This is a genomic window from Ekhidna sp., assembly GCF_965221965.1.
Classification (GTDB): domain Bacteria; phylum Bacteroidota; class Bacteroidia; order Cytophagales; family Cyclobacteriaceae; genus Ekhidna.
On record NZ_OZ244926.1, the window covers coordinates 220,989 to 232,840 of the forward strand.

Sequence of the window (11,852 nt, forward strand, 5' to 3'; positions counted from 1 at the left end):
ATCAATACGCTTTTATGAACTTAATTATCCCGATGGCCGGGAAGGGAAAGCGCCTGAGGCCTCACACGTTAACAACACCTAAACCTTTAATTCCAATTGCGGGCAAGCCGATTGTCCAGCGATTGGTGGAGGATATTGCAAAGGTGACACCTGAGAAGATCGAGAAGATAGGTTTTGTGATTGGAGATTTTGATGAGGAGATCAAGGATAAACTGGTAGAAATCACTAAAAATGTAGGAGCAGAGGCCTTTTTTTATGTGCAGGAAACGGCTGAAGGAACGGCTCATGCGATTGCTTGCGCTAATGATATCCTCGAGGGAAAAGTAACTGTAGCATTTTCTGATACGTTGTTTAGGGCGGATTTTCAACTGAATCCGGAGGATGATGGTATTATATGGACAAAACAAATAGAGGATCCGAGCGCTTTTGGTGTTGTAAAAACAAACGAAAACGGAATCATCACCGATTTCATTGAAAAACCAAAGGATTTCGTTTCAGATCAGGCGATCATTGGAATTTACTACTTCAAACGAGGCGAAGATTTGAGGGATGAAATTGATTATCTGATCACGAACAATATCCGTGGAGGTGGAGAATTTCAGCTAACTATGGCGCTAGAAAACCTAAAGAATAAAGGAACCAACTTCACAATTGGCACAGTAAATGACTGGCTCGATTGTGGAAACAAAGAAATAACGGTGCAGTCTAACGCTGAATATCTTGGATTTTTAAAAGGTGAAAACCTCATCTCTTCAAAGGCTATTCTTCAGAATTGTGAAGTGATAGAACCCGTTTATGTTGGAGATGGGACAGAGATTTCGAACTCCACCATCGGGCCTAATGTTTCTATTGGAAATAATTGCAAAATCAGTAACTCCAGGTTGAGTGAATCACTCATTCAAAATAACACGACCCTGGTGGACGTTGATTTAACCAACTCAATGATTGGAAACTTCGTTAACTTGAAAGGTCAACCAAAATCAGTGAGTTTGGGTGATTACAGCGAATGGTAAAGCAGATGCGGATACTCTTATTTTCAGTAACCTTATTGGTATCTATTGCCTCCTTTTCTCAAAAAGGAAAGAAGGATGTGGTGACTCCTCAGACGCAGGAGGATTCATTGAAACTGGAAGGTGTCATTGTGGAAGCTGAAAAGCAGTTGATCCTTGAGAATTACGCCAAAGCATTGGAAAATTTCCATGTTGCCCTGGAAATGAATACCGAAAGTGCCGCCATACACTTTAAAATTGCTGAGGTCCTTGCAAAAAGCGATGAAGGTCAAAAAGCACTTCCTTTCGGCTTGAAGGCTATTGAGCTTGCTCCGGAAAACAAATATTACCGTCTTGGTCTTGCTCGTATTTATCAGTCAATTGGTTTCTACATCGATGCGGCAAAAACCTATGAGGAGCTAGTTGAGCGATTTCCGTCAGAGGAAAATGCGTTATATGAATTAGCAGAGTTATACCAATTAACTGGCCGTCGAGATGATATGTTTAAGGTCTTCGATCAGATTGAGAAGCAATTGGGAGTGAAGGAGGAAATCACTCGTGAGAAGCAGCGCATCTACATGAAAGAGGGAAAAGTGGATGAGGTGATTGAAGAATATGAAAAACTCATCGATGCATACCCTCATGAGTCTTCCTACAAAGCGGAGTTGATCAATTTCCTGATTCAGAACCGAAAGCTGGATCAGGCTGAAAAAGCGATTGCCAATTACGAAGCAACCGAGACTTCTTCATCCAGGATTACACTGATGAAAAGTGAGCTGGCATGGATGAAAGGAAAACGAGAGAGATCACTGGAACTATTAGCCATGGCCTTTGAGACCAGCTCCATTGATTTCCAATCCAAATTTCAAATACTCTCCAATTATCTGGTTATGGATCCCTCGCCGGAGGAGAAAAGTAAACTGACCGAGATTGCGGTTATGCTTGCAGGTAAGCATGAGGATGAATTTAAGGCCCAGGCTTTTGTTGGAGACTTACTTTATCAGGATGGACAGAGTGAGAAGGCCGTCAGATACTATTTGCAAGCGGTAAACTTGAGCCCGGCAAATTATTCCGTATGGCAAAATATATTGAATATTGAAGCTGATCTGAGTCAATATGATAGTGTGACAAAACATGCAGAACGAGCACTTGAATACTTTCCAAATCAGGCCTTATTGTATTATTTCGCAGGTACTGGCTATTTAGTTACCAATGATTACAAAAAGTCAGTCAGAATGTTAGAACAAGGAAGAAAATATACAGTGGACCCTAACTTACTGACTGTTTTTTATGGTCAGCTCGGAGATGCCTACAATGGCTTGAAAGAGCTGGAAAAATCTTTTCGTGCGTATGATAAGGCATTAGAGAACAGCCCGAATAATGATCACGTCCTAAATAATTACAGCTATTTTCTATCACTTGAAAACAAGAATCTGGATAAGGCGCTGAAAATGTCTACGCAGCTGGTTGAGATGCATCCAAATAACCCAACTTATTTGGATACTCATGGTTGGGTACTTTATACCATTGGGAATTTTAAAGAGTCTCGGAAATTTCTCGAAAAAGCTGCCTCATTGGATGAAGATGGCACAGTGATTGAACATTATGGAGATGTGCTATTCCAGTTAGGAGAGGTAGATGAAGCCCTTAAACAATGGGAAAGGGCTCGGGAGCTGGGAAATGCGTCAGATTTAATTGAGAAGAAAATTGCAGACCGAAAGCTTTATGAATAAGCTATTTTTAATGTGTTTGATTAGCATAGTGGTGCTTACCTCCTGCAACAGAAAGATGGGAGCCATCTTTGGCAAGAAAAAAGATAAGCTTGAGGTTGTTGATCCTAGGTTTGACTATTTCTCTGCCAGGGCAAAATTCAAGTTCGATGATGGGGATAATCAAGTGGCAGCAACGGCTAATTTTCAAATTAAAAAGGATTCAATCATATGGATTTCGCTATCCAAGTTTGGTGTTGAAGGAGCTCGTGTCTTGATCAATACCGAAAACATTTTTGTATTAGATAAGCTTAAAAAGCACTATTACGAATATACATTCGAGGAGCTTTCAGAGGAATATGATTTTGATTTCAATTTTCAGATGATCCAGTCTGTTATTTTGGGCAACCTCATAGAACCGTATAAAAAGCAGCGAGTGGAAAAAACGGATAACTACTTTTTTTACACCGCCTCCAAAGGGGTTTATTCCTTTCAAAACTTTATCGGGGCAAAAAGTATGAAGCTTGAGAAAGTTCAGGTCTATGATGAAGGTACAAAAAATACGATTTCAGTAAATTACAGCGATTTTATATTGGTAGACGATCAGGTCTTTCCAAACGAAATCTCAGCAGTAATTGACTATGTGGCTGACAAAAAACCCAATACGGAGATCAGTATTTCTTATAATAAAATGGTCATCGAAGACGCACCACTCAGCTTTCCATATGCTGTTCCAAGCAAGTATGAAAAGAAATAGCTTTCTTCCCGTATTTTTTTTGCTTCTTATCAGCCTATTGGCCTTTGATGCTGCTGCACAGACTAAAAGTCAGCTTGAACAGGAGAAAAAGGAGAACCTCAGAAAAATTGCTGAAGCAGAGCGGATTATTAATGAAACAGCAAGTGAGAAGAAAGCTACATTAGGTCAACTACAAGCACTAAACCAACAAATCAACGCACGAGAGTCTTTGATAAGATCCATTGGATCGGAAATCCGCATACTTGATGGTGAAATCAATGTTCTTCGAATCGTTGTTTCCTCTCTTCAGGATGATTTAAAGCATCTAAAGGAGGAGTATGCAGCACAGATTTATTCATCCTATAAAGCCAATCGGGGCAACAGCCGCTTGATGTTTCTTTTTTCTGCAAGCGATTTCAACCAACTCCTTCAACGCCTAAAGTATCTGGAGCAGTATGCTGACGCGCGTCGTTTGCAAGCCGAACAAATAGAAGTAGTGACGAAAGAATTAAACGAGCAGCGAAGTAAGGTAGAAGCGAAGCGTGCTGAACAGCAAACTTTACTAAATCAGCAGGTTAGGGAAAGCAGAAAGCTGGCAAGATCAAAGCAAAAGCAATCAGAATTGGTGGCTCAACTTACCAAGAAGGAACGTGAGCTTAGAAAGGAAGTAGAGGACAGAAAAGAAGCAAATAAGCGATTGAATACTTTGATTGCCAAGATCATTGAAGATGAAGCAAGAAAATCCTCAACTGTTTCAACCGCTGAGGCTGCCAGTGCTGCGGAGGTAACACGATTATTCGAATCAAAAAAGAATCGGCTCGAATGGCCTGTGCCGGGTTTCATAACAACTCCATTTGGAAAGCAGCAACATCCGGTTTTGAAAAGGGTGACAATCATCAATGATGGTGTAGATATTCAAACAGAGAAGGGGAGTAAAGTAAAAGCTGTTTTTGATGGGGAAGTGACCATGGTGGCGCCTGTGGCAGGAAAAAATAACATTGTCATGATTCGCCACGGGGATTACATTACAATCTATGCCAGATTGAAAACAGTAAATGTGAAAAGCGGACAAAGGGTGAAGGAGAATGATGTAATTGGGGAGGTGTATACCGATCGGGATGGTAAATCAGAGCTTGAGTTTCAGATATATAAAGGGTTTACCAAGCTAAATCCGGAAAACTGGCTGGCGATGAAATAAAATAATTGTACGAATATTTCTGAATGCTCCTTCGTTAAATACTTATCTTTGTAATCTAAAATTTAAAAGCAATGCATACATCATTATTATTTGCAATGCCAGGATGGACAGAAATGATCATTATCGCTCTGTTCATTATCATTTTTTTCGGGGCTAAGAAAATACCTGAGATAGCACGTGGCATGGGAAAAGGAATCAGAGAATTTAAGGATGCTACTAAAGAAATCAAGAACGAAATAAACGAAGGTTCTAGCGAAGATAAAAAGGCTTAAACCTTGAAGACTTTTCAATCCCTCTCTGAAATTCAAGCAGAGATTAAAGCTGGGAAACTCACTGTGTCCCAACTGGTAGATTATCATCTGACTCAAATTAAGAACAACAATGGAAGGCTCAATGCCTTCCTTTCTGTTTATAGTGACGAAGCACAACAGCAGGCTGAAATTATTGATCAAAAACTCAAGAACAATTCAGCCGGAAAGCTAGCAGGCATGATCGTAGGCATCAAGGATGTTTATGCATACAAAGATCATCCATTACAATGCGCGAGTCAGATCTTAAATGGTTTTGAATCACAATACACCGCTACCTGCATCCAGCGATTGCTTGACGAAGATGCGATCATCATAGGTCACCAAAACTGTGATGAGTTTGCGATGGGTTCATCCAATGAAAATTCTGCTTTTGGACCAGCTAAAAACCCAATAGATGAGACCAGAGTGCCCGGAGGTTCTTCAGGAGGTTCAGCTGCGGCAGTAGCAGCGGATATGTGTCAGGGTTCTATCGGATCAGATACGGGAGGCTCAGTACGCCAGCCGGCGGCATTTTGTGGGGTAGTAGGACTGAAACCCACCTACTCTCGCATCTCGAGGTATGGACTGGCAGCATATGCCAGCTCTTTTGATACGGTTGGGATCATCTCGAAAAGTGTGGAGGATGCAGCTTTGATTTTGGAGGTCATGTCTGGTGCTGACGAGTTTGATAGTACCGTATCTCAGCAAGTCGTTCCTGATTTCGCCAATTTCAAAACTGAAAGAAAATATAAAATCGCTTACTTAAGCGAGACCCTGGATCATGAGGGGTTAAATAGCGAAATCAAGGCGTCAATATTAGAATTAGTTGAGACACTGAGAACCAGTGAACATCAGGTTGAAGAGGCTCATTTTTCTATGCTTGATTACATTTTACCAACCTATTATGTGCTGACAGCTGCTGAAGCGAGCTCCAATCTTTCCAGGTATGATGGTGCCCGATACGGGAAAAGGGCGAAAAGTGAGAATTTGGAGGAGATGTATAAATTATCCAGATCAGAGGGTTTTGGAGAAGAAGTGAAACGAAGGATAATGACAGGAACTTTTGCACTAAGTGCAAGCTACTATGATGCCTATTACACCAAGGCTCAGAAAGTGCGTCGGCTGATTCAAAAAGAGACAAATCAACTATTGGATGAGTATGACTTTGTGCTTTCGCCTACCACTCCCACCACGGCATTTAAACTTGGAGAATTGAAAGACGATCCGTTGGAAATGTATCTGGAAGATTTATTTACGGTACAGGCAAATGTTGCTGGAATACCTGCAATATCTATCCCTTTTGGCGTTGACAATCAGGGGTTACCAATCGGTGTTCAATTAATGACAAAATGCTTTAATGAGAAAAATTTGCTTGATATTTCAAATCAAATCATTACTTTCAAAGATCAAAATAGATAGGATATGACACGAAAATGGTTCCTCCTGGGACTTTTATTCATTTCATTGGTAGGGGAAGGACAAGAATTTCAGCTTACCGAGGTAATCCCGGACAATACATACGATGAGATTGCAGACCGAATGTCATGCATCGAAAATGAGGTGCCACTGGCCTTCAATGAACGTGTAATGGCTTTTATAGACTATTTCGCGATTAAGGACAGGGAATACACCAAAGATATTATCAGAAAAAAGGAGCTTTATTTTCCGCTCTTTTCGGAAACTTTAGCCAGGCATAATATGCCGGATGAGTTGAAGTATTTAGCTATCGTGGAGTCAGGCCTCCGTCCAAATGCCATTTCAAGGGCAAATGCGGTAGGCTTATGGCAATTCATTTCGTCTACAGGGAAAATGTATGGATTGCATAGCGATTGGTATGTAGATGATCGAATGGACCCAGAAGAGGCAACCGATGCTGCGGCTCGCCACTTAAAGGATTTATACAGAATGTTCGACAGCTGGGAGCTTGCCCTTGCCGCATACAATTGCGGTCCGGGTAATGTGAGAAAAGCGATTCGAAGAAGTGGTTATAAGCGGGAATTTTGGGACATCTACCGCTATCTTCCACGGGAAACACGATCATATGTACCACAGTTTGTGGCGATAACATATCTATTCAACCACTTGGAAGAACATGGTTTTGATCCACAGCCGGAATTATTCCATCCTGAAATGGATACGATCATGATTTCTCAGTATTTCCATGTCGAGACTTTTTGCAATCAGCTGGACTTATGTTTAGATGATATGTTGATGTGGAACCCTCAGATTAAAAGAGGAGCATTGCCTGAGGGCACTAAAAACTTTGCGTTAAGAGTTCCTGTAGAATGGAAAGAAGAAATTGTAGCCAATAGAAACCACCTATATGATACTGCATCCAAAGTAGGGAAAGAGCATCTGGATTATTTAGCTAGAAACACGCCTGGAAGCACATACGGAAGGGAGCGCTTGTATTATCGTGTAAGAAGTGGTGATGTACTCGGGACAATTGCGCAACAATATGGGGTAAGGGTTTCGGATATCAGATCGTGGAATGGTATTCGGGGCAATCTAATCAGAGTCGGTCAGCGACTCAGTATTTGGGTATTACCGACGTATAATTCTGATACAAAAAACCTGTATACAGCTTCAAATCCCCAACCTAAACCCACAACTAGTCAGGCTTCCTCCATCACCTCCTCAGGTAAGATGTACACGGTAAAGTATGGAGATTCTTTGTGGAGTATCAGCAGAAGTAACAACACCAGCATTGAGAAACTGAAGCTGGCTAATAAGTTGAGTTCAAATACAATTAAGCCGGGTCAATCATTAGTGATTCCAAATTAATCTACCATCTTTTATGTGAAAGCTCTAAGTTTGGGTTAGTCGGAATAGTTTTTGCTTATAAGTTCGACTAATTGGAAACGTAAATTCTATGCATAAATACATACTTATTTTACTAGCTATTGCATTTGGGTGTAGTGAAAGCGCAAGAGAAAAAAATCGAAAAGACATGCTTCCAACTGCGAGGGGAGAAGCTGATGAAATTATCCTTGTCGCAGATTCGACTCAGTGGGCCGACTCATTAGGGCTCGGTGAGGAGCTCAGAAAAACATTCATGGCTCCAATGTTGGGCTTACCGCAGGATGAGTCATTGTTTAATGTAAGTAAGGTCAATCCACGAAGACTAAACTCTGTCCTTAAGTCAGCTAAGAATATGGTGTTTGTGATGACATTGGATAGCAAGACTGCAGATAGTCGAGTATTACAAAGATTTTTTACAGATCAGTCTCTGAATCAGATTAAGCGTGATACATCTATATTTATGCGTACACAGAGAGATGTATTTGCAAAAGGTCAAACAGTCATGTTCCTGTTCTCTGCTACGGAAGATCAGTTAGAGAAAAAAATCAGTTACAATCGATCACAAATCCGCGAGTTTTTTGAAGCTTCAGCCAGGGAAACGATAAAAGACAAGCTCTTTAATAGTCCCAAAAAGCAGTTGACTCAACGAATCAAGGATACTCACAATGTGGAATTAACCATTCCTTATGGATGGGAGAAAGCACGAGACCTGAAAAACTTCGTTTGGCTGAGAAAAATGGATGCGGAGACAGAGCAGAGCATCTTCATCTATTACGAACCCTATACCGACCGTGGTATTTTCAACGAAATTGGTGAATTCAGAGATAAAATCACTCAAAGAAACCTTTATGATGGAGAAAATCCTGAAGTTCACATCAAACGCCAGGACATCATTCCGGTATTTACTGAGCGTGTGAATTTCAACGGCCACTTTGCCGTGGAAGCTCGCGGGCTTTGGAAGATAAGCGATAATTCGCGAGGAGGACCATTTGTCAGTTATACCATAGTGGATGAAGAAGTAGGACTGGTTTATTACGTGGAGGGTTATGTAGACTCCCCCGGCACCAGGAAGAAGAACCTGGTTCGTGAGTTAGAAGCGATATTGTCCACATTCAAAACGAAGGGAGATATTACTCCGAATCAGGAAGATGCTTCTTAATCTTTTCGAATAATTGCTTATTCATCTATAGTTGGTGACCTTTGAAGATCGGATTAAATTCGATCCAACTTTAACCAACAAAGGATGAGTACAACGAAGATTAGGCCTAAGGAGGCATTAGAATATCATTCAAATAAACCTGCCGGAAAAATTGAAGTGAATTCTACCAAGTCGGTGAGTTCGCAACATGACCTGGCGTTAGCATACTCACCGGGTGTAGCAGAGCCCTGTAAAAAAATTGCTGAAAATCCGGAAGATGTCTATAAATACACAGCCAAAGGCAATTTGGTCGGTGTGATTTCCAATGGAACAGCTGTTCTTGGGCTGGGAAATATCGGGCCTGCAGCTTCCAAGCCAGTGATGGAAGGGAAAGGCGTTCTATTCAAAAAATTTGCTGGTATAGATGTTTTTGACATTGAGATCAATGAAGAGGACCCTGATAAATTCATTGAAATCGTCAGGTCTCTGGAGCCGACCTTCGGTGGAATCAACCTGGAGGATATAAAAGCTCCTGAAAGCTTCAAGATTGAGCAGACGCTTCGTGAGCAGATGAATATCCCGATCATGCATGATGATCAGCATGGGACAGCTATAATTTCCAGCGCAGCACTCCTCAATGCATTGGAGGTGGTAGGCAAGAAAATTGAAGATCTAAAGATTGTGGTCAGTGGAGCAGGTGCAGCGGCTATTGCGTGTACGGACCTATATGTAGCCCTTGGCGCCAAAAAAGAAAATATCCTGATGGCTGATAGCAAAGGGATTCTGAATGAGAGCAGAAAAGGGTTGGATGAGATAAAATCACAATACGTTACGAAACGAAAAGTCAGCACCTTGGATGAAGCCATGAAAGGAGCAGACATGTTTTTGGGACTCTCAATCGCCGATGTAGTGACTCCCAGGATGCTAAAGTCAATGGCAGATAATCCAATCGTTTTTGCTTTGGCAAATCCCAACCCGGAGATTGCCTATGATCTGGCGATGAAGACACGAAAGGATGTAGTGATGGCCACTGGGCGTTCTGATCATCCAAACCAGGTGAACAATGTACTTGGATTTCCATATATCTTCCGTGGCGCATTGGATGTAAGGTCTACTGCCATCAATGAAGAAATGAAATTGGCCGCTGTAAAAGCCATTGCTGAACTAGCCAAAGATCAAGTCCCTGACATTGTCTTGAAAGCCTATGGTAAAGCGAGCATCAAGTTTGGAAGCGAATACCTTATTCCAAAACCGATGGATCCCCGGTTGATTACTACCATTTCTCCGGCGGTTGCTAAAGCAGCAATGGATACAGGAGTAGCCCGAATTCAAATCAAAGATTGGGCAAAGTATGAAGAAGAATTACTTGAAAGAGTGGGCTTGGATCAGCGATTGATATCCAGGTTTGTTTATCGTGCCAGACAAAATCCGAAAAAAGTGGTATTTGCGGAAGCAGATCATGTCAATATCCTGAAAGCAGCTCAAATGACTCTGGATTCAGGAATTGGTACTCCGATATTAATGGGTAAGCAAAATATCATCAAGGAGTTGATAGAGGAGCATGAGCTGGAGGCGATCAAAGACTGTGATATCATTGATCCATATGAACACATGGATCGTGTGGAGGAGTTTGCTGAGGAATATACCTTGATTCGTCGGCGAAAAGGGATGACCATGCACCTGGCTCGAAAGGCGATGCTTAGTCGTACCTATTTTGGGATGATGATGGTAGAAAAGGGTGAGGCAGATGTCCTTATTTCGGGCTTATCAAACGACTACCCCAAAACGGTACTGCCTGCATTGCAGATCGTAGGAATGGAAGAAGGCGTCAATCGCGTAGCTGGTATGTACATTATGAATACCTCTCGGGGAAATTACTTCTTCGCTGACACCACTGTCAATATGAATCCGACGGCAGAAGAGCTGGTAGAAATCATTGGTCTTACGCATCGTGCGGTTCGTTTCTTTGATTATGAGCCTAAGATTGCAGGGCTTTCCTTCTCAAACTTTGGTTCCGCAAAAGGAGAGGTGCCTGAAAAAATGGCAAAAGCAATCAAAATGGCAAAAAAGAAGTGGCCGGACATGATCATCGATGGGGAGCTTCAAGCCAATGTGGCATTGAATCGGAATCTGCGGGACGAAATGTATCCATTTAGTGACCTCAAGGGGCATAACGTAAACACGTTAATCTTTCCAGATCTTCAATCTGGTAACATTGCTTATAAAACGCTCATGGAAGTGGGGGGAGCAGAAGTGATTGGTCCAATTCTAATGGGGATGAAAAAATCTGTTCAGGTATTGCAACTCGGTAGTTCAGTGAAGGAAATCTACAATATGGTGGCCATCGCCGTAGTAGATGCCGGTGTGGAAAACAGAGAAGGCCTATGATTACTTATTTAAAGGGCCGGTTGGCCTTCAAAGATCCTACCCATCTCGTTGTAGACGTTGGTGGTGTGGGCTATGAAGTAAAAATTAGCCTGATCACCTACTCACAAGTCAAGGATAAAGAAGACATTCTGATCCAGACCTACTTGCATGTCAAAGAGGATTCGCACACTCTTTTTGGATTCTATGAAAATTCGGAAAAGAAGCGTTTTCTGGATTTATTGTCTATTAATGGTGTTGGGCCTAGCACTGCGCTAATGATTCTTTCTTCCCTTGATGCGAAGGAGCTGCAGGCTGCTATTGTTCAGGAGGATGTAAAAACCATACAGTCGGTAAAGGGAATCGGAGGAAAAACAGCACAACGCATCATCCTTGAGTTGAAGGATAAGATGAAAAAAGAGGGATTACTGGATAAATCAGTAGAAATTCAGCCTCGATTTGATAATACACTGCGTTCTGAGGCGTTATCAGCCTTGACTACTTTAGGAATAAATAAGTCGTCAGCCGAAAAAACTGTCGATAAGATTTTGAAAGAATACGGAGAGGAGATTAAACTTGAAGAATTGATCAAGCAAGCACTGAAGCGGTCATAACCTAATCTAATT

10 protein-coding genes are annotated in these 11,852 nt (G+C 41.7%); all 10 read left to right on the forward strand.

Annotated features, from left to right (window positions below; translation table 11 throughout):
* The first annotated feature begins 14 nt into the window (after window positions 1–14).
* The 10 genes from ACOQON_RS01125 (at window position 15) to ruvA (ending at window position 11,840) form a co-directional block, all read left to right on the forward strand.
* Entirely contained in the window at window positions 15–1,013 is a 999-nt protein-coding gene (locus tag ACOQON_RS01125; RefSeq protein WP_420577091.1) for a sugar phosphate nucleotidyltransferase, read from the forward strand.
* A 5-nt stretch (window positions 1,014–1,018) separates the two neighbouring features.
* Entirely contained in the window at window positions 1,019–2,722 is a 1,704-nt protein-coding gene (locus ACOQON_RS01130; RefSeq protein WP_420577092.1) for a tetratricopeptide repeat protein, read from the forward strand.
* A complete protein-coding gene (locus ACOQON_RS01135) occupies window positions 2,715–3,455 on the forward strand; it encodes a DUF4292 domain-containing protein (protein ID WP_420577093.1) in 741 nt (246 codons plus the stop codon). Before ACOQON_RS01130 ends, ACOQON_RS01135 begins: the two co-directional genes overlap by 8 nt.
* Window positions 3,442–4,632: a murein hydrolase activator EnvC family protein gene (locus tag ACOQON_RS01140; RefSeq protein ID WP_420577094.1), complete on the forward strand. Its 1,191-nt coding sequence runs from the start codon at window positions 3,442–3,444 to the stop codon at window positions 4,630–4,632. Before ACOQON_RS01135 ends, ACOQON_RS01140 begins: the two co-directional genes overlap by 14 nt.
* A 71-nt stretch (window positions 4,633–4,703) precedes the next feature.
* Window positions 4,704–4,904, forward strand: a complete 201-nt coding sequence (locus ACOQON_RS01145; RefSeq protein WP_349565161.1) for a twin-arginine translocase TatA/TatE family subunit — start codon at window positions 4,704–4,706, stop codon at window positions 4,902–4,904.
* A 3-nt stretch (window positions 4,905–4,907) separates the two neighbouring features.
* Window positions 4,908–6,341, forward strand: coding sequence for an Asp-tRNA(Asn)/Glu-tRNA(Gln) amidotransferase subunit GatA (gene gatA, locus ACOQON_RS01150; RefSeq protein ID WP_420577095.1), 1,434 nt, complete (start codon window positions 4,908–4,910; stop codon window positions 6,339–6,341).
* A 3-nt stretch (window positions 6,342–6,344) separates the two neighbouring features.
* On the forward strand, window positions 6,345–7,706 hold the full coding sequence (locus tag ACOQON_RS01155) for a LysM peptidoglycan-binding domain-containing protein (RefSeq protein ID WP_420577096.1): 1,362 nt from the start codon (window positions 6,345–6,347) through the stop codon (window positions 7,704–7,706).
* Between the two features lie 88 nt (window positions 7,707–7,794).
* Window positions 7,795–8,883 (forward strand): DUF4837 family protein, encoded by a 1,089-nt coding sequence (locus tag ACOQON_RS01160; protein ID WP_420577097.1) that lies wholly within the window; start codon window positions 7,795–7,797, stop codon window positions 8,881–8,883.
* Between the two features lie 84 nt (window positions 8,884–8,967).
* On the forward strand, window positions 8,968–11,250 hold the full coding sequence (locus ACOQON_RS01165; RefSeq protein ID WP_420577098.1) for an NADP-dependent malic enzyme: 2,283 nt from the start codon (window positions 8,968–8,970) through the stop codon (window positions 11,248–11,250).
* Window positions 11,247–11,840, forward strand: coding sequence for a Holliday junction branch migration protein RuvA (gene ruvA / locus ACOQON_RS01170; protein ID WP_420577099.1), 594 nt, complete (start codon window positions 11,247–11,249; stop codon window positions 11,838–11,840). Before ACOQON_RS01165 ends, ruvA begins: the two co-directional genes overlap by 4 nt.
* The last annotated feature ends 12 nt before the right edge of the window (window positions 11,841–11,852 follow it).